Origin of the sequence: Nostoc sp. (assembly GCF_036917415.1) — a bacterium.
GTDB lineage: Bacteria > Cyanobacteriota > Cyanobacteriia > Cyanobacteriales > Nostocaceae > Nostoc.
In genome coordinates this window covers 12,204-32,211 of the sequence record NZ_JBALDJ010000024.1, presented here as the reverse complement: position 1 = coordinate 32,211, position 20,008 = coordinate 12,204, and the positions used below count along the sequence as shown (strand labels likewise).

At 41.4% G+C, this 20,008-nt stretch carries 14 protein-coding genes; 7 read left to right on the top strand and 7 right to left on the bottom strand.

What is annotated here, in order from left to right; all coding sequences use genetic code 11:
* Positions 1 to 91 precede the first annotated feature (91 nt).
* From V7K41_RS03020 to V7K41_RS03010, 3 genes are all read right to left on the bottom strand, one after another.
* Positions 92 to 4,549 (bottom strand): NACHT and WD40 repeat domain-containing protein, encoded by a 4,458-nt coding sequence (locus V7K41_RS03020; protein WP_334845665.1) that lies wholly within the window; start codon positions 4,547 to 4,549, stop codon positions 92 to 94.
* A 126-nt stretch (positions 4,550 to 4,675) separates the two neighbouring features.
* Positions 4,676 to 5,683: an SPFH domain-containing protein gene (locus V7K41_RS03015; RefSeq protein WP_334845664.1), complete on the bottom strand. Its 1,008-nt coding sequence runs from the start codon at positions 5,681 to 5,683 to the stop codon at positions 4,676 to 4,678.
* A 136-nt stretch (positions 5,684 to 5,819) separates the two neighbouring features.
* A complete protein-coding gene (locus V7K41_RS03010; RefSeq protein WP_334845663.1) occupies positions 5,820 to 6,254 on the bottom strand; it encodes an NfeD family protein in 435 nt (144 codons plus the stop codon).
* Positions 6,255 to 6,509: 255 nt separating this feature from the next.
* On the opposite strand from V7K41_RS03010, the gene V7K41_RS03005 reads away from it, so the two are divergent.
* Together V7K41_RS03005 and V7K41_RS03000 are read left to right on the top strand one after the other, a co-directional pair.
* Positions 6,510 to 8,492, top strand: a complete 1,983-nt coding sequence (locus V7K41_RS03005; RefSeq protein ID WP_334845662.1) for a protein phosphatase 2C domain-containing protein — start codon at positions 6,510 to 6,512, stop codon at positions 8,490 to 8,492.
* A 381-nt stretch (positions 8,493 to 8,873) separates the two neighbouring features.
* Complete coding sequence (locus tag V7K41_RS03000; protein ID WP_334845661.1) at positions 8,874 to 9,029, top strand: hypothetical protein; 156 nt, start codon at positions 8,874 to 8,876, stop codon at positions 9,027 to 9,029.
* A gap of 165 nt (positions 9,030 to 9,194) precedes the next feature.
* Here the strand turns inward: V7K41_RS03000 and V7K41_RS02995 are convergent, their stop codons facing one another.
* The 3 genes from V7K41_RS02995 to V7K41_RS02985 all read right to left on the bottom strand — a co-directional run bounded on the left by V7K41_RS02995 (position 9,195) and on the right by V7K41_RS02985 (position 15,064).
* The gene (locus tag V7K41_RS02995; protein WP_334845660.1) at positions 9,195 to 12,884 is read right to left on the bottom strand and encodes an EAL domain-containing protein; all 3,690 of its coding nucleotides are present in this window, start codon (positions 12,882 to 12,884) and stop codon (positions 9,195 to 9,197) included.
* Positions 12,885 to 13,821: 937 nt separating this feature from the next.
* Positions 13,822 to 14,457 carry a dTMP kinase gene (tmk, locus tag V7K41_RS02990; RefSeq protein WP_334845659.1) on the bottom strand — a complete coding sequence of 212 codons (636 nt, stop codon included), beginning with the start codon at positions 14,455 to 14,457 and terminating at the stop codon, positions 13,822 to 13,824.
* Between the two features lie 160 nt (positions 14,458 to 14,617).
* Positions 14,618 to 15,064, bottom strand: coding sequence for an SDR family oxidoreductase (locus tag V7K41_RS02985; protein WP_334845705.1), 447 nt, complete (start codon positions 15,062 to 15,064; stop codon positions 14,618 to 14,620).
* Between the two features lie 71 nt (positions 15,065 to 15,135).
* Between V7K41_RS02985 and V7K41_RS02980 the strand changes: the two genes are divergently transcribed.
* Both V7K41_RS02980 and V7K41_RS02975 read left to right on the top strand, forming a co-directional pair.
* On the top strand, positions 15,136 to 15,516 hold the full coding sequence (locus V7K41_RS02980; RefSeq protein ID WP_334845658.1) for a helix-turn-helix domain-containing protein: 381 nt from the start codon (positions 15,136 to 15,138) through the stop codon (positions 15,514 to 15,516).
* 8 nt (positions 15,517 to 15,524) lie between these two features.
* Positions 15,525 to 16,052, top strand: coding sequence for an HARBI1 family protein (locus V7K41_RS02975; protein WP_334845704.1), 528 nt, complete (start codon positions 15,525 to 15,527; stop codon positions 16,050 to 16,052).
* 354 nt (positions 16,053 to 16,406) lie between these two features.
* On the opposite strand, the gene V7K41_RS02970 is transcribed toward V7K41_RS02975, so the two are convergent.
* Complete coding sequence (locus V7K41_RS02970) at positions 16,407 to 17,438, bottom strand: LacI family DNA-binding transcriptional regulator (protein WP_334845657.1); 1,032 nt, start codon at positions 17,436 to 17,438, stop codon at positions 16,407 to 16,409.
* Between the two features lie 202 nt (positions 17,439 to 17,640).
* Here V7K41_RS02970 and V7K41_RS02965 point away from each other — a divergent pair, with 202 nt between their 5' ends.
* From V7K41_RS02965 to V7K41_RS02955, 3 genes are all read left to right on the top strand, one after another.
* Positions 17,641 to 18,126 carry a gluconokinase gene (locus V7K41_RS02965; RefSeq protein WP_334845656.1) on the top strand — a complete coding sequence of 162 codons (486 nt, stop codon included), beginning with the start codon at positions 17,641 to 17,643 and terminating at the stop codon, positions 18,124 to 18,126.
* Between the two features lie 137 nt (positions 18,127 to 18,263).
* Complete coding sequence (locus tag V7K41_RS02960) at positions 18,264 to 18,587, top strand: DUF1815 family protein (protein ID WP_334845655.1); 324 nt, start codon at positions 18,264 to 18,266, stop codon at positions 18,585 to 18,587.
* A gap of 323 nt (positions 18,588 to 18,910) precedes the next feature.
* Positions 18,911 to 19,807 carry an inositol oxygenase family protein gene (locus V7K41_RS02955; protein WP_334845654.1) on the top strand — a complete coding sequence of 299 codons (897 nt, stop codon included), beginning with the start codon at positions 18,911 to 18,913 and terminating at the stop codon, positions 19,805 to 19,807.
* The last annotated feature ends 201 nt before the right edge of the window (positions 19,808 to 20,008 follow it).

Here is a 20,008-nt window from a genome sequence, read left to right as displayed (position 1 = left end):
ATTTACCGTCAGGTATCGCCTAAAATCTATTCCCCATTTTCAAAAATTGTATTTTATATACAATTATCAAAAGTGCAATAGGTTGAAATTATTAAGCTCCATCTTCCATAGCACCTAATACTTTGAGAGTTGCTTTTTTAGATTCAGTTAAACCTGTAATACCTGTAATATTCATATCTTCGTAAGGTCTTTGTGGTCTAAGGGTTCTTATGCAATCACCTGTGCTAGTGTCCCAAAGCATTATTGTGCCATCACAACTACAACTAGCAAGCATTTTACTATCCAGACTAAAAGCAACTGAACGAATCCAAAGAGAATGACCTTGTAAAATTTTCAGGCATTTACCACTGTTTATATCCCAAAGTATTACAGTTTGGTCGTCTGCACCACTCGCTAGAGTTTTACCATCTGGACTAAAAGCAACTGCGGATACTGATCTGGTGTGACCTTGTAAAGTTTTCCAGCATTCACCCGTGAAGGGACACCATAACCCAACGCTTTCATTAAGAGTACCACTAGCTAAAAGTTTACCATCCGCACTGAAAGCAATTGAACGTGTCCAAGGGCCGCTTCCGATTTCTAATGTTTTAAGACATTGGCTCGTATAGATGTTCCATAGCTTCACTTCTCCGCCAGAATTACTAATAGCTAATGTTTCACCATCGGGACTGAATGCAACTGAGCGGATTGAGTGATTATCTTCAAAAATTTTCCAGCATTCTCCAAGTTTTGTATCCCATAATCTTACACTTCCGTCAACACTACCACTAGCTAGTATCTGAGCATTTGGGCAGAAAACGATTGATCGTACCCAATCACTGTGTCCCCGCAAAATGTTCAAGCATTGTCCTGTGCGGAAATTCCATAATCTGACTGTTGTATCAACACTACCGCTAGCAATTATTTCACCATCTCTGTCAATAGCAACTGATTGCACCCAATTGGTGTGACCTTGTAGAATTTTTACAGATTTACCAGTACCAACATTCCATAATTTTACTGTTGTCTCATCATCTGCACTAACAATCATTTCACCATTTAAACTAAAAGCGACAGAGTTTACCCAAATGCTGTGTCCCTGTAAAACTTTTTGGCATTCACCTGTAGCAACACTCCAAAATCTTACTGTTTTGTCATAGCTACCGCTAACAAGAGTATCTCCATCTGGACTAAAAGCAATTGAACGTACTGAATTGGAATGCCCTTTCAATATTTTGAGACATTCACCTGTTTTTGTATCCCAAAATCTGATAATTTGGTCGCCACTACTAGCAACTATCTTACTATCAGGGCTAAAAGCAACTACTAATGATAAGAGATTATCCCCTTGCAAGGTTAACTTACATTCGCCTGTAGTCACGTTCCATAATCTTACAGTCTTATCATTCCCACCACTTGCAAGCATCTTACCGTCTGGACTAAAAGTAACTGATTTTACAGAACTTGTATGTCCTTCTAAAGTTTTTAAGCATTGGCTAGTTTGAATATCCCATAATTTGATCGTGTAATCAGAACCACTACTAGCGAGCATCTCACCATCTGGACTAAATGCAATTGAGTATACTAAATTAGTATGCCCCCGCAAAATCTGTAAACATTGACCAGTTTGAATATCCCATAATCTCACTGTTTTATCAGAACTGCCACTAGCAAGAATCTTACCTTGAGGACAGAAAGCAACTGAATTTACAGAACTATTGTGTCCTTGTAAAATTGTTAAGCATTTCCCAGTGCGGGTATCCCATAGCCTTATTGTCTCATCATGACTACTACTAGCAACTTTATTGCTATCGTAACTAAAGTCAACTGAAACTATTGCGCCAGTATATCCATTACAAGTCAAAATTTCTTCGCCAGTAGCAACTTTCCATATACGAACAATGCCTTCACCATCACCACTAGCTACAAATTGAGTATCAAAACTATATGCAACTGAGAAAATTGCACCAAATAATTTAGTAAAAATGCTATCAACCAAATTTGCTTGTGCAAGATTAACATGACGCAAGCTAGCCTCAGTAAAATCAGCACCTTTAAGCACAGCACCGCTTAAATCTCTTCCATCCAACGCAGCCTTATCCACTTTTACCAAAACTGTCGCTGCATTCCCCCCAACATAATCAACCTCATCCTCACTTTTCCCCCGCGTCTCCTCAATAACCTTAATTACTAATTCCTTAGCCTCAACATCAATCATCCCTACTAGCAAATCCATTACCGCTTTCGTCAAAGATGCTTGACCAAAAGTCACCCTCAGTTTCTCCAACGATTCACTTAGAAATCCCTTCAATGCCGCAGTTGGTAAAATCTCTCCGGATGCATCTACCTGACGACTGAAATAAGAAGACCAACTATAATCAACAGGCGCAACATCATGATTTATCTGGAACCGCACCCGCGCTAAATCCGTAAAATCACCCGCCAACGCTCCCAATTCTGCTGCAAATTTATACGCTACAAAAAATTCTAACAGCGACCGATGCGCTGGAGTATAATCACCATCTGCATTGCGGATGAGCATTGTTTGCCCCATCATGTCATAATGCCAGTGGTCTAAATCTTTTTCTTCCTGCACCACCGAACCAAATAACCGCCGAATTCTGTCAGGGAACAGCCGATAATTGAGGCTCATTTCATCTTTAGAGAGCATTTCCCAAGAAAGTTCGCACAAAAAGTATAGCTTTTCTGCCAAAGATGTAAACGTGCGATCGCTCTTAATATCCCGTTCCATTTTCCGCCGCACCGCATACAAATAAACCCGCGACATATCCACAGGTTTACCCGCCTCAATATCTGGCAAAGCTTCCAAAATTAACTCAGTCATCACCGGACGACGGGCTAAATCCAATAATTGCGGATTTCCCATTATTTGTTCAACTGTTGCAGTTTCCGTTTGATGCGACAACACCAGCCGAATTTGCTCGTCGTTAAATTTCTCCAGTTCCAGCACTTCAAACTGTGGTGTTTCCCCCGTCAACTGCTTGGTAGAAGCTTGCAACTCGGCATTGAGCAGAGCGCGTCCTTCCTTGGCATCGGGAAAATGTTCGGTACGACAAGTCAAGACAACCTTAGCACCAGGAACCACCACTTTAGCCAGTTCCCAAAAGTTATTAATCATCTGCTGACGGTCAACTTTTGCTGCCATTTCGTCAAAACCATCGAAAATTAGCAGCAATTTGCCCATCTGGTTCAACTGGTCAAAGACTTCGCTCGTTAGACGAATATTATGTTGTGTAAAAAAGAACCCCGCCAAAACGTTCTCGACATTTATCGCTTTGGCAAAATCCCGCAGCGTAATTACTAAAGGCAAACGAGGACGCTCAACACCGCGTTTTTGGGCATCTCGATAACGTTGCAACGCCACCCAAGCATAGTGGAAAGCAAACCAAGTTTTCCCCGTACCAAATTCTCCTAGTATAGAAATATGCTCTTTGGCGGGATCGTCCAACCATACATCAATATAACCATCAATCCAACCATCGCGATCGCTATAGTAACTAATACCAATGCGCTGCTTAGTATCGGGGTCAATTTCCTCTTTTGTGCAGGCTAAAGGAACGTATTTTGTATCTATTTGCCGCCGAATAATTTCCGCTTCTAACCAATCGAGATAATCGCTAAAATCAGCATCTTGGTCAATGAGTTCGTCAAAAGTGTAACAACCTAAATGGCGATTTTCCTCCTTTTCTACCTCATTCCGTGCCGCGCGTGCAATCCGTCTGGCTGTTACTAACCAACCTTCATCAGTTCTCTGCTGCTCCACAGAGGAACGCAAAACAGCTACATCCTTGAGTCCAACTTCGCCTTCAATTCCCCTAATTAAAATACGGTCATATCGGTTACGCCGTGTTGGCACATTGATAATCCACTCAAAATATGAATCACCCCAAATTTCATACTTTTCAAAGCGGTAGCCCAAGGTTTCAAACCAGCCGCGCATTTGTTGAGCTAAAGCTATGGCTCGACATTTATTTTCAGTGGATGTTGCGGCTTCCAGCAGTGCGGGGGAATTCTGTGCAGCCAACCGCGCCATTTCTGTACGAATACCTTCCAGCGTCGGCAATCTATCAAGTAATTCTTGGACATTTGCAATGCGTTTTTGCAAAGAGCCAATTTGTTGACTCATTAGTGTATCTGCTGGGTTGCGAGTGCGTTTAGCAACTTCCGCAAACACAATATAAAACGCGGCAACTTCCCGTCTAATGTCAATTCCCAAACTTCTAATGTCATCACCCAATGAGTATGCATCAAGCCAAGCATCGACCTCAGACAGCAAAATTGAGGGGTTATTATGGTCAAATCCTTTGCGAAAAGCCTGTTTTATTGCTTCTTGGCGAAAAAATTCTAAAAAAGGCTTGGGTTTCCCAACACCGTACTCTACCAGTGTGTATGCATAAACCCCACTAAAATCTGCTGGTGGATGCTCTGGATCGAGGTTAAACTGCTGAAGTAATTTAATTACAGTCTCATTGCGCTGAATTTTTTCCTTAATTAAAGGATTAGCGATCGCAAGAATAGCGTTGATGACCTGTTCTGGGTTAATTATCATTTGTCATTTGTCATTTGTCATTTGTCATTTGTCATTGGGAATGGGGCATTGGGAATGGGGCATTGGGCATTAATTATTCTTTCTCCCCCTACCTCCCCTGTCTCCTCTGCTCCCCACTCCCCATTCTTAACTAGAGCGATTGTTTTCTAATCCTGGGATTTGTTTAGAAAACAATTCGTTAGAGTTAACCTGACCATCTGAAACGACAGAACGTATGCCCTCTAAAGCAGCAGGAATGGAACGCGGATCTATAAAAATCACCTTGCTGCTATCGCTTTTACCAATTGTCGCGCCCATATCGAGATAACCCAAGGCAAACAAAACTTCCACTGCTTTATTAGCATTGGGGTTATTGTGGAGCTTTTGGGCAATAATTTCTGATGACTCTGCGATCGCTTGGGCTTTCAAAACTTGTTGCTGACGTTCCGCTTGAGCTTTCAGAACGATCGCCTTTTGTTCGGCTTCCGCTTGCAAAATCACCGATTTTTGACGAGCTTCCGCATCCAATATTTGTGCCTCAGCTTTACCTCTAGCACTATTGACAGCAGCTTCGCGATCGCCTTCAGAAGTTAAAATTGCTGCCCGTTTGCGTCGTTCTGCCGACATTTGCAATTCCATCGATTCACGTACTGCCTGAGACGGAATAATATCTCGCAGTTCTACCCGTGTCACTTTCACACCCCAAGGATCGGTAGCAACATCCAAATCCTGTAATAAAAGTTCACTGATGTGGGAACGAGCAGTAAAGGTTTGATCCAACTCCAGTTGTCCCATTTCAGCGCGAATTTGAGTCAGCACCATATTTACCATTGCCGACTGGAGATTTTCTACCCTGTACCAGGCTTTTTCCATATCCACAATGCGCCAGTAAAACACTGCATCTACCTCAATGCCAACATTGTCACGAGTAATGCACTGTTGGGGAGGAATATCTAAGACTTTTTCTTTGATAGTTTCTTGGTAGACAACTCTATCTACGAAAGGAATGACAAAGTTTAGTCCTGGTTCCAGTTTTTTGTTATAACTACCCAATCTTTCCACCAAAGCTTGATTGCCCTGATTGACGACTTTCACCGAACCTGCTACAGCAGAACCACCAAGAGCTAAAAATACTAGTAAAAAGAACTGTTCCATTGTAAATCTCCTAATTTTTATTAATAAAGGGAGTGCGGAGTGGAGGAGATGAGTGAGCAGAGGAAGTAGAGTAAAAAGAACTATTGAATTTTGACAAATGACAAATGACAAATGACAAATGACAAATAACAAATACTTAAGAATTCAACAGATTTTCCGGTACAACAATCAAAGTAGTACCTTCCCTCCTAACCACATAAACTCTTTGATGGGGTGGTATGGTAAATTTGTCATCGTCACATCTTGCTTGCCAAGAATTTCCCTCATACCGCACCCGCCCTGTTTTTCCAGGCAGAATTTCTGTTAAGGTTTCAGCTATGACTGCATCCCGAATTTTTGATTTGCGTTGTCTTGGTTGCAAAAACCGACGAGAAAGCATGATTAGGGCTGTGGAAAGCAAGAGCCAAACCACAATTTGCAACCATACACTTCCCATACCCACTTTAGACAGCAGCGCTACCACAAAAGCGCTAATTCCCATCATGAAGGCGACAAACGCTGATGGTAAGAACAGTTCTGTTAAACACAAAACTGCTCCTGCCATCAGCCAGATTAAGGTAAAACTTGGCATAGCGCCATCCTAGCCTCTACATTATTGACGTAAATGCATTTCTACGATTAGATACAGCCAGACGTAAGTTATTTACAGAAAACAAAACTGGGTATTTCTACCAATAATTTTGCTTAATTTCAGTAACAAGGTGTAACTAGCAGTACACAAGTTCAGGTACACAAGTTTAGTTTATTCTAGCCTTCAATTCATTGCCAGCTAAAGTTAATCGAAGTTCATGTATAAAAAAGAATTCTGACTCCCGACTCCTGTTTTATGATTTCTACTCAAGTGATAATTTTTTGTATAAATCCACGCTGTAATAGCCCCATTAATCCGATGGGAGATAGCGTTTGTGCCAGTTGCCAAACTCCTTTAGTTCACCGCTATCTGTGGGCGACTGGCTCATTGTCTGCTCAAATCCCACCAGGCACAAAGGTAGCAGATAGATATGAAGTAATTAAACAACAGATTTGGCTGGATACTCAACCGGGACTACCGCCAGATGTACCTGAAGAACTGCCAAGGGAAGTAATTCCTTATTTACGGTTATATCAAGAGCGGTTGCATCTGCCCCAAGCTTATGGGTTTGCTAGTAACCTTGAGGAAGATACAACTGATATCCTCTTATTGGAAAATGCGCCGATAGATAAGACAGGAAATATCTATCCAACTATTGTTGAGGCATGGCAGGAAGCCACGGCAGTACGACAAGTTTATTGGTTGTGGCAAATTCTCCAACTTTGGACACCTCTAGCAGAATTGGGACTTAGCCGCAGTTTACTATTAGTAGATAACTTGAGAGTCGAAGGTTGGTGTGTGCGACTGTTGGAACTCTATCAAACACCAGATGATCGTAAGCTGAGTTTACAAAATCTGGGGGAGTGTTGGCAGTTTTGGGTAGCTTCTGCAAAGGCATCAGTAGCTAAAGGGTTACAGAACATTGTCCAGCAGATGTGTGAAACTGAGATTGAGTTAGAGGCAATTAATATTCAACTCAATAATTTACTACTAGCGTCTGCGGCAGAATTGCCATTAGTCTTAAAGGTGGCAGGTTCTACAGATATTGGCCCAATGATGGCGCAAAATGAAGATGCTTGCTATCCCAACAGTTTGAGTGATTTAGATGAACCTTTATTGCGCCGCTTGTCGATTGTTTGCGATGGCATTGGCGGCCACGAAGGCGGCGAGGTTGCGAGTCAGTTGGCAGTGCAGTCTGTAAAGTTGCAAATTCGCGCTTTACTAACTGAGGTGACAGAACAAACTGTACTTTTTCCACCTGAGTTGTTGCAGGAACAATTAGAAGCAAGCTTACGGGTGGTAAATAATCTAATTTGTGCCCGCAATAACGAACAAAAACGCCAGGGCAAAGAACGCATGGCGACAACTATTGTCATGGCGTTGCAAGTTCCACAACGAGTCCAGACAAGTACTGGGTGGCAATCAAATAATACCCATGAGCTTTACTTGGCTAATGTTGGCGATAGCCGTGCCTATTGGATTACTCCCAATTATTGCCAGCTACTGACAGTAGATGATGATGTGGCAACGCGAGAAGTCCGCCTTGCTAAAAGCTTGTATCGAAAGGCACTCTTTAGACCAGATGCTAGTGCTTTAACTCAAGCACTGGGGACAAGAGATTCTGAATCTTTGCGTTTCAAGGTTCAGCGATTTCTTCTAGAAGAAGATGGCATTTTGCTACTGTGTTCTGATGGTTTAAGCGATCGTAACTGGGTAGAACAATCTTGCCAAGATTATGCAATACCCGTGTTAACAGGGCAAATGACAGTTGAAGATGCTGTCCGCAACTGGATTAACTTGGCAAACGAAAAAAATGGGCATGATAATACATCGGTTGTTCTGACTTATTGCCGTGTCTCTCCAGAATATTTAGTACCTGTGACTCCGGCGTTGCCAGAAGAGATTATAGAAGCAGAAATACAGGAAGAAGAACTAAAAGAACTAGAAGAACTAGAAGAACCAACTTCTTTTACAGAAAGTTCGCAAGCTTTGCTAGATTTGGATCTAGATTTGGATCTTTCAGAAGAAGCACCCCTCAACCCAGAAATTCCACCAACTTTAATTACAAAACCAAAGCGGGGTAAACGTTTGGTAATGCTGGGGGGAGTGTTGGTGTTACTTGTGGGGGGTACAAGTCTGGGATTATTTGCTTGGTGGCAAGTTAATCCTCAAAGATTACAGCAGATGTGTCGGCAACTTCCCCAAAAAATGCAGTCAGTGTGTCCAACTGGGAAATAGGTTATACCGAAATGTTCTAATGTTGATGAGAAATATTCCAGTATTGATAAGGAATATTGTAATGTTGATGAGAAATACTACAATATTCTTTATAGATGTCGTAATATTGATGAGAAATATTCCAGTATTGATAAGGAATATTGTAATGTTGATGAGAAATATTACAACATTCTTTATGGATGTCGTAATATTGATGAGAAATATTCCAGTATTGACAAAAACTACTTGTATGTTCAGAGTGATGGAAAAGAAAGCGGCGATCGCTATTGAGTCAATATAGGTTAGCGATCGCACCACAGATGACTCTAGATCGCATCTTGCACTTGTATTAACCCTCTTTAATCACTATCGGTAGAGAAAAATCTAAAACCCTTATTTCTCATGACTTTTATCAATTTAGACGTAGGTTGGGTTGAGGAACGAAACCCAACACCCAAAGACCTTAGAAAAGTTGGGTTTCACTTTGTTCAACCCAACCTACATTTATTTTTCTTTCCCCAAAGTGATAGAAGAGGGTTAAGTAAGTGGGCAGAATAAAACTGAACTGTGTGAAGAAAAGTAAATAAGGCTCAAACCCTTTTTCCCCCTGCTCCCTGCCCCCTGCCCCCTGCTCCCTGCTCCCTGCTCCCTGCTCCCTGTCCCCTGCCCCCTGCCCCCTGCTCCCTGCTCCCTGCTCCCTGCCCCCTGCCCCCTCCCCCCTGCCTAGCCTAATGGGCAAGGTACTGCAATCCCATATCCCTGTGCGTAATCAATTCCTAGTGACATAATTCGCTCTAAAATCGCGTCATTCTCTACAAACTCAGCAATCGTCTGAATACCCATCACACTGCTAATGCGCGTGATTGCTGTTACAATTGCATCATCCACAGGATTCTCGACAATGTTACGAATAAAGCTGCCGTCAATTTTGAGGTAATCCACAGGTAGAGACTTGAGATAAGCAAAGGATGACATCCCCACCCCAAAATCGTCCAACGCGAAGCGACAGCCCATCTTTTGAAGTGACTCAATGAACTGCTTGGCTTTTACGAAGTTGGCGATTGCCACAGTTTCGGTAATCTCAAAGCAAATGCGTTGGGGTGAGATGGGGTGTAGGGTAAACTGCTCATACAAGAAGTCAATGAATTGATCGTCGTTGATGCTAGACCCAGAGAGGTTAATCGCATAGATACTTTGTTTATCGCTAACAACCCTTGACCAATTCCTGAATAGAGTCCGAATCACCCACCGATCGATCAGGTGCATTAAGTTGTAGCGTTCTGCTGCTGGAATAAACGCCATTGGCAGCACTAAATTTCCCTGCTCATCCCGGAGCCGCAGCAGGACTTCATAATGGTTGCCATTTTGGTTTCTCGGAGTAATAGCGGCAATCTTTTGAGCATAGAGACAAAACCAATTACTTTCCAAAGCTTCAGAAATGCGACTAACCCACTGCATCTGACCATGCTGTTGCAGTCGCTCCTGGTCGTCAGTCTTAGCAAGGTATACGCGGTTGCGCCCTCGCTTCTTTGAGGTATAGCAAGCTGCATCAGCCGTGCTGATAATTTCTGCAAGGCTCTCGCTATTCTTGTCGATACCAACCAAGCCGATACTTACTCCAATTGAGAATACCTGCTCTTGCCAAACAAATCGGAACTCTTGAACACACTCACGCAGTTCATTGGCAACTCGTAAAGCTTGCTCTGGCATACACTGATTGAGCAATACTCCAAATTCATCGCCCCCTAACCGTGCCAGTGTGTCAGTTTTCCGAATCTTCTCCTGCAATAAGACAGCAATTTGACGCAGTAATTCATCTCCAGCCAGATGACCACAGGTATCATTTACGATTTTGAAGCGATCGAGATCCAAATAGCACAACCCGTGAACCTGGTAGTCTAACTTGGCAAGGCGTAATGCTTCTTCAACCTGGCGTTCAAATTCCTGGCGATTCACCAATCCGGTTAAGGCATCATGGCTTGCCTGCCAGGATAGCTGAAGCGCAAGCTGGCGGTTCTGAGTCACGTCATGAAACACCATAACTGCGCCAATAACTTGTCCTTCACGATTGCGAATGGGCGCAGTTGAATCTTCAATCGCAATCTCTTGAGCATTCTCAGTCATTAAGACGGTATGGTTTGCTAAATCCACAATTCGATTTTCCTCTAATGCTCGCTCAATTGGGTTCTGAACTGGCTGGCGTGTCGTTTCATGCACAATTTGAAAGACTTCTACTAACGGCAACCCTTGTGCCGATGCTTGACTACATCCAATCAGAGATTCTGCAACCGGATTGAGATATTGAATCCTGCCAAACACATCTGTGGTAATAACTGCATCTCCAATCGATTGCAACGTCACCTGAGCTAATTCTTTTTCTTGAAAAAGTGTTTCTTCGATTTGCTTGAGGGCTGTGATATCGCGTCCCACCGATTGAAATTCTATAAAGCATCCTTGCTCGTCAAACAGCATTCGGTTATGCCACTGAGCCCAACGCACCTCATCTGCCACAACCACCCGATTCTCAATGATGACTACAGGATGATCGGCACTCATTGAAGCTATTAATTGAGCAACTCGCTGCCGATCTGCCTCAAAGATAATCGGTTGATAGCGGCTACCGATCAGTTCCTCTGGCGATCGCTCAAAATAAAGTGCAAAAGCTTGGTTGACAAAGGTGAGTGTACCGTCTGGTAAATGTCGGGCAATGAATTCAGTCTGATCTTCTACAATGGCACGGTAGCGAATCTCGCTTTGTTTGAGAGCAATTTCTGCTTGCTTGCGTTCTGTAATGTCTAGAATAGCTCCATACAGTCTAATAGTCTTACCTTGAGTATCATAAGCTACCTCTGCTCTCGATTCCAGGTAGCGCAATGAGCCATCAGGTCGAACAATGCGATATTCAAGATTGAAAGGTTTGCCATTGGCGATAGCTTGTAGTAGATACCTCCGTAACACTGGTCGGTCTTCTGGGTGAAGCATCTGGAGAAATGCAGCCTGTGTCGGTGCTGATTCAGTAGGATGTAGACCAAAGATGCGGAAGGTTTCGACTGACCAAATTTGTTTTTGAGACTCTAAGTACCATTCCCAACTGCCTAGATGGGCAATCTTTTGAGCAGTAGCTAGCAGCCTTTCACTGCGTCGGAGTTCTTCTTCGGCTTGTTTGCGTTCGTTGAGTGCGGCTTGCCGTTCTGTAACATCTTGGGCAGTCCCATAGAGGCGAATTACCTTTCCATCCGCGTTGAATTCTGCATGTCCAATCCCCTCAATATAATTAGTAGACCCGTAAGTTCGAGATGTGCGCAGAATGAGTTTGTAGGATTCGCCAGTTGACATTGCCCGCTCAATTGCTTGTGCTAATTTTCCTGCGTCTTCTGGCCAGTACAGTTGCAGATTTTCTTGATAGTTCGGCTCAAGAAGTGCGGGATCTCGATTAAAAAGGTCGAACAGCTGCTTTGACCAGGTAATTGTGCCAGTGGCAAGTTCCAACTCCCAATTACCGAGACGAGCAACTCGCTGAGATTCTTCTAATAAGGCTTCACTCTTGCGTAGTGTTTCTTCAGCACACTTAAGGTTGCTGATATCCACTACCAGCCCATCCCAAACCACACGGCCATCCTGCAACTGGCATGGTGTGGAACGAAAATGTAACCATTTCAGCCGAGCGCTAGGCGTCTGGATTCGCAGTTGTATATCAAACACCGAGAGATTTTGCTGAGATTCATCGACTGCTGCCAACAGGAGTGGTACATCCTCTGGGATCAACTGACGATAGAGCAAACTTGAATCCTTCAGTGCATCTTCTGCCGTGACTTCCATCAGTTTCTCAATCCCTGCACTGATATAAGAAAAGCGATCGCTACCATCCAATTCGCGGATTACCTTATAAATTGCTCCATTGGGCAGATTATCGCCAATTCGCCGCAACATAGCTTCTTGCTCTTGTAGTGCGAGTTCTGCCTGTTTGCGTAAGCGAAGCTTGTCGTAGACATCGCTAATTTCCCTCTCCAATTCTCGATTGGCTGCCTCCAGCTGTGCAGAACTGGGGAGAGCAAGTGCTTTTGGTATTAAACGTATAAGTTCGCAAGCTGTATACAGTGAAACTATGGCTGTAATAGCTTTAAGGCAACCACTCAAACAATAAGTTGGATACCAGAGCGTCCAAATCTCCATTAGGTGGGTAGTGCCACAAATAACAATAAATGTTGCAAATAGTCGAAATATCCAGTTAAAGGGTAAATCTCGGCGCTTGCGGACAAAATAAAGTAGCGTGATGGGAATAGAATAATAAGAAAGGGCAATTAAACTGTCAGATACAATATGGAACCCCACTAATTCCGGTTTCCAAAGATAGCAATGACCGTGGGGAATAAACTGTTTATAACCAAAAAGGCTTTTTCCAAATTCCAGCATCAGGTTATTTGCTCTAAAACTTAGTTATTTGTAATACCAAAACTTATTCAGTATTAAGTAGCTTGTCGCCACAGGCATCGCGGATACTTTATCATAATTGGCGCACCCCGTAACGGCAAAAGTTCCATCCTCACCAAGTACGCCACATGAAAATTGCTGTATTATTTGTTACGAAATTACGTTATCAGGCAAAAATCGGGAGATGATATTAGGGATTTCCAAAAAATAAATTATCCCAAATTATTTGTACATTTAGTAGGGATGCACAGCTGTGCATTGGTGTCAACTTAACGTGAAGCCCTTGTCAAGAGTTGATATTGTGTTCATTCACTTAACCATTACGATCCGCATCACCCCACTCCGGTTTTGTCTAAAGCCAAAACCGCCCTTTCCCTTAGCAAGGGGCTACGGTGTATACACAAGTTTGAAATAGCTGAGAAATCACGGTTTTACCCCACCCTAACCCTCCCCGTATGTATTGGGGGATTAAGGGGGGTAATTTGACTTGTATACACGGTAGTTAGCAAGGGGAGGGGTAAAGTGTATGTGGGACAAGCGTTTGAGCTTAAGTTAAAACCAATGAGCATTGCTGTGCCCCTACCGCGTGGTCTATTTCCTAAAAATAGCTGTAATATCAAGTTCGGTTAATCACTTATGATTACCGCATCTGTGCAAAAATCCCAAAAGCCTTTTTCCCCCTGTCCCTAGCAAGAACTGCGGTCTAAATCATAAGTCTTTACTCGGACACGATATAAGTTGACACCAATGATAGCTGTGTGCCCCTATGATGGGATATTTTTTTTAACTAGAAGTGCGTTATATCATGTTCGCTTAATTAGTTATAATTCTCGCATCTGTGCAAAAACCAGGAAACCCTCTTTCCCCCTGCCCCCTGCCCTCTGCGGTCTTAATGAGAAGTCTTCAACTGAACACGATATTACCTCTCCAAGTGCAGGTGTACGCGTAAAATTCCTTGAATTACCTTTTGTACAGCTTCTCTACTCAAGCTGCCATCTACCCGAACAATTCGTGAGGGATAGGATGCTGCTAAATGCACGTATCCTTGTTGAACGCGCCGATGAAAAGCAATTGTTTCCTGTTCAATGCGGTCTAGTCCTACTCGGTCTGAGAGTTTGCGGGCTAGTCCAACTTCGACATCGACATCTAGCCAAATAGTTAGATCGCTTTCTAAACCACCAGTAGCAATATTGTTAAGCTGATTGATTAAACTCATGTTCAGACCGCGACCATATCCTTGGTAGGCAATGGTAGAGTCAGTGTAGCGATCGCATAAAATATATTTCCCGGCTGTGAGATTTGGTTTAAGTTCTTGTTCAACGTGTTGCGATCGGTCAGCAGCATACAATAAAAGTTCTGTGACTTCTGCAACTGGTTTCTCCTCTGCCTTTTCTAGTAGCAAGCGGCGAAGATGTAAACCTAACTCTGTTCCTCCTGGTTCGCGAGTTACCACTACAGAAACACCTAGACTTTCCAACCACTCAGAACAAAGCTGCATTTGGCTAGTTTTGCCACAGCCTTCCACCCCTTCAAATACAATTAATTTACCACCCATGCTTTTTTGTTCGCTGCTATAAACTGATTCGCTGACGTTTCATCAGATCAAGAATAGCGCGAAGTGTAAAATCTTAATCTGGAATTGCGTAGGCGTAGCCCATCGTAGATATCGCTATCGGAATAATAACTAATCAAGCGGACATGATATGAATACATGATTAAACTCCACTGTAGATACTAAATCCACCATCTACCGGCACAACTACCCCGTTAACAAAACTAGAACCAGAACTACATAACCAGATTAAAGTGCTGAGTAATTCATCTGGTTTTCCGAAACGTCCGGCGGGGGTATGGTCAATAATTTTTTGCCCGCGAACGGTCAAACTACCATCAGAATTTAGAAGTAAATCTCGATTTTGTTCCCCAATAAAAAAACCTGGTGCGATCGCATTTACTCGCATTCCATCACCATACTTTTGGGCGAGTTCTACAGCTAGCCAGCGAGTAAAGTTATCTATCCCAGCTTTCGCGGCTGAGTAGCCAACCACACGGCTAATCGCTCGAATGGCAGACATAGAAGAAATATTCACAATGCAACCATGAGGCTGACTTCTTTCCACCATTGCTTGACCAAAAACCTGACAAGGTAGTAGAGTACCAATTAAGTAGACATCTCCAAAATAGTAACGTTCTGTGGTAAAAGAACATCAAAGAGCTTTTTTAACACAAAAACATGAGCGACATACTGAATCACATTGAAGAGAATCCTAAAGAAACACAGAGATTAATTGGTCTGGGGTATGAACAGTTACAGCAATTAATCCAAAATGCGGAAGCATTACACCATAAAAAACAAGATTTATTAGAATCCAAAAAGGTGAGAATTATTGCTGGCGGTGGAGGTAGAAAACCAAAATTATCTGTTGAAGAACAAATAATCTTAACATTGGTTTATCTCAGACACATGACAACATTTCAACTTCTTGGCATCCAGTTTGGAGTAAGTGAATCTACAGCAAACGATACATTTAATTACTGGTTGCCATTACTCAGAGAGGTGTTGCCATCCAGTTTAATTGAACAAGTAAAAAAAAAGAGTCTGATTATGAAGTAGTTAAAGACATACTCACAGAGTATGAATTAATTGTAGATAGCTATGAACAAGTCAGAGAAAGACCTGGGGACAATCAAGAGCAAGAAAAATATTATTCAGGAAAGGAGAGCGATCATACATTTAAAAGTCAGATGATTATCTTACCAGATGGCAAAGATATCGTTGATGTTACAGCTGGTGAACCTGGACCGAAAAGTGATATAACAATCTTTAGAGAAAATCGTGAACACTTTGACCCAAAGCAAAAATTTAAGGGGGATTTAGCTTATCAAGGGGAAGAGCTAATTACCACTCCAATTAAAAAACCAAGAAGTCGAGAATTAACAACAGAACAAAAGTCACAGAACAAGGAATTTTCTGCTAAACAAATCTTTGTGGAACATAGAATTCGTTCTGTCAAAATATTTCGAGTTGTTCAAGAAAGATTTCGGTTAAAGCCCAAAAAATATGAGCAAGTAATTTTGACAATTTGTGGGCTAGTAAGACTCCGAATTGGGGCACTTGTATTACCACCAGAAATCCACGCGATCGCATAATCTAAAATTAACGCACATCACCATATATTTTTGTCTTATTCTCTACAACAAATATCTCAAGCCTTTACTTTTTCGTATAGACTAGCTGATTAGCAATGCTTGCATTTGCACCCTATAAGCTAGTCACACCAAGGCTTTGATATTTATCGGAGATGTCTATTAGCTAACAAAGCTGGATCTACATGACCGTGTGGGCAGACTAGAGGTAACGCAGATATGCAACGCCAAAAAATTGATGGGCTAATCGTCTTTGAACTGGTTCTGGGGAAAAACAGCGATCGGCAGATAAACTCGGTTTTTTAGTTAACATAATTTTTGTTTGATTAAAATTTCTGATATAAATTGTTTTAAATTTTAAATTGTTAATAGTGCTGCACTACTACCACGCTGTACTAAAAAAGGAGATAAAACGCGGTTTTCCACAGTTTTTTCTTCTAATAAATCGAGTAACATTTGCATGGCTATGCCACCAATTTCTAACATTGGCTGGCTAACTGTAGTTAGTGGTGGCGTAACGTAACAACCCAGAGCAATACCATCAAATCCGACAAGGCTTAGATTTCGCGGTACTAAAATACCTAATTCTTGGCAAGCTAACAAAGCGCCAATTGCTACCATATCGTTGTAACAAAAGATGCCTGTAACTTCCGCAGTCAAGAGTTTAGATAGCATATTTTGCCCAGTGCTAACATCGCTGGTTCTGGTATCATATTCGTCACTAATTGAAACCCAATCAGTATTTTGTGGGATACCAGCCTCAGCAAGGGCCATTTGATATCCTTCTAGGCGCTGCTGGTTTGACCTGCTGCGATCGCCTACACCCAGATAACCAATAGCGGTGTGTCCTAAACTAATTAGATGCTCTGTGGCTAATTTAGCACCCAAGCGATCGTCTATTGCTACTGAGTGAAATATTTCGGATTGATTTTCAGTCTGGCTATTAATCAGAACTGTTGGTACAGCAATTTGTGTAAGTTGTTTAGTATGCTGTTTACTAATTCGCGAGTCGGCTATTAATATCCCGTCCACTCTCCGGCGATGAAAGGTATCAATAGCTGCCATTTCCTGCTCAATATCTCGGTGTGAAGCACTCAACAAAACACTCAAACCTGCTGGTTTGGCTATCTTTTCGATTCCCTCTACCACCTCTGCAAAAAAGGGATCAGAAATTAAAGTTACTACTACACCAATGGTATTAGTACGTTTATTTTGCAAACTTTGAGCAATAGCATTTGGCACATAACTCATCTCCTGCGCCAGTCGCTTAATTTCTTCTCGCACTTTCGGGCTAATGAGAGCGTTATCTCGCAAAGCACGTGAAACTGTAGAATGAGAAACGCCTGCTCTGCGAGCAATATCTTCAATTGAAATTCTTCGTTTATTCATTATTTTATCTTAGCTTTTAATTTTTGCACACGTGTGCATTTGTATGTATTATAGAAAATAATCGTTATTTGTCAAGAGATAATACAACTCACATTTTGTATGGAAAAGAGTTAAAAGTTCTCACTTTTACCTCTGTCCATGATTACAATTACAAGTTACCAATTACAAATTCCGAATTAGTTGAACTTTTATTAAGAAAAAAATGATTATCCTCTTAATGGGCGTCTCTGGTTCTGGGAAAACCACCATCGGAAAACTGCTAGCAGACTCTTTAGAATGGGAATTTAGCGACGCTGATACTTTCCACTCGCCAGAGAATGTTGAGAAAATGCGGCGTGGTATCCCTCTGAGTGAAGATGACAGGATGCCTTGGTTACAAGATTTGCAAACAGCCATAAAACATTGGCTGCAAGAAAAAAAAAATGTGGTGCTGGCGTGTTCGGCTTTAAAAGATAGCTATCGGCAATTTTTGGTATTGGATAGCGATCGCATCAAGCTAGTTTACCTCAAAGGGTCTTATGAGTTGATTCAAATGCGCTTGCAAGAACGTAGCAATCATTACATGAGCGAAAAAATGCTCGATAGCCAGTTTTATACACTTGAAGAACCAGTAGATACTCTATGTATGGATATTGCACAGCCACCCCAGATAATTGTCCAAAACATTAGAATGGCTTTGGAAATTTAGCTTATTGGTGACAACCGTAATATTAAGATTAATCACGTATCTAGAAAAACACGAACTTTTGGTAACTAAATCACATCAGATATAAATCTAAAGAAATATCAAAGCAAGCAGATAACTGTAATGGTAGGAGAAAACTAGTGTTTATAAGATTAGCCCAACAACATCAGCAATTCGTCCAAGACTTGGTAATGAACCTGCAAGCCTTGACAATTATACTTGAGCGGCGTGGTTATACTGCGTCTTGTTATACATGCGGCGACCAAATGAAAAGTGCTTCATTTCTGGTTAGCCTGAAAGAAAAGCACCTGATTCGGTTTTTAGTGTCAGATTATGGGATTACTTGGATGGAATTGTGGGACGATCGCGAATTAATGAAGTTAGAAGGTGCAGAAGCGATAAACCAGTTACAAGAGTTGGCTAATCTTGTTAAGTATTCCACTACTGTACAATTGACAAATTGATACTAGGCTGGTTGAATCAGACAGAGAAATTAATAAGTATAACTTTTATACACGTGTGTAAAACAAAAGATTAGCTTATATTGAGTAAATTCATGCACGGATGTGCAAAAAACAAAAGCACCATTTGTATTCTGAACCAAACAGGTCGGATAAGACATTTGGTGTGGGCAATAGGTATGCAAAGACGAAATGAAACTTAATATTATTTTTGCACACGTGTGCAAAAATAATAAATAAGTCCAAGACAGGTTTTGCACACCTGTGCATAATAAGAGAGTGGAAAAGTAGCATTTAACAAATACAATATCGACAAGTAAGAAGATATGTCTCAAGCTCTAAATAATGCCATTCTTCAGATTCAAAACAATCCCTTACATTCACTAGAAGAATGGGAAGAAGACTTACTCAATCGCTATCCCGATCCAGATAACATAGTTAAAGAAGGTAAAACTCCCGAAGAATATAGGAATTACGAAACGATTATTAGAGATACGGTGAAAGAGTTTTATCGGTTAAATCATATTAATCAAACACATAATTTTGTACTTCAAAAAGAAAAAGAATTTTTAAAGTTTGATAAAAAAGAAATGTCTGTTTGGGATGCGGTCGAATTTTTAAATCAATTGGTTGATGATTCCGATCCTGATACAGACATGGATCAGTTACAACATCTATTGCAAACATCAGAAGCTATTCGCGCCGATGGTCATCCTGACTGGATGGTACTTACTGGCTTCTTTCACGATATGGGGAAAGTACTTTGTCTATTTGGTGAACCTCAATGGGCAACCGTCGGAGATACTTATCCTGTAGGTTGTGCATTTTCTGATAAGATTGTTTTCTCAGAATTCTTTAAAGAAAATCCTGATTATAAGAACCTCGATTACAACACTAAATATGGCATTTATGAGCCTAACTGTGGATTGAGTAATGTACATATGTCATGGGGGCATGATGAGTATTTTTATCAGATGATGAAAAATTATTTGCCCGAACCTGCATTGTATATGCTTCGCTATCACTCTTTTTATCCTCAACATCGTGAAAATGCGTATGAACATTTGATGGATAAACACGATCGAGAAATGTTTAAATGGGTACGTTTATTCAATCCCTACGATTTGTATTCAAAAAACCCTATTCCTCCTGATTGGCAGAAATCAAAACCATACTATGAAGATTTGGTGGCTAAATATTTGCCCGCAACATTAAAGTTTTAAACTGCATAAAAGTATATCAATTTAGGAATTAAAATTCAGATGTGAAAGCATAAAAAAGGTCGCAAATATTTTGGTTCCTAAATCAAGTGGAGAAATATTATCTTGTTTAATCCTCTATTCTCTTCAAGTGATAGATGAGTAATAACAAGCAAGTACTCTTGGCAAGCAGATTTGAGTGAATTTAGAAAATCTAACCAAAGA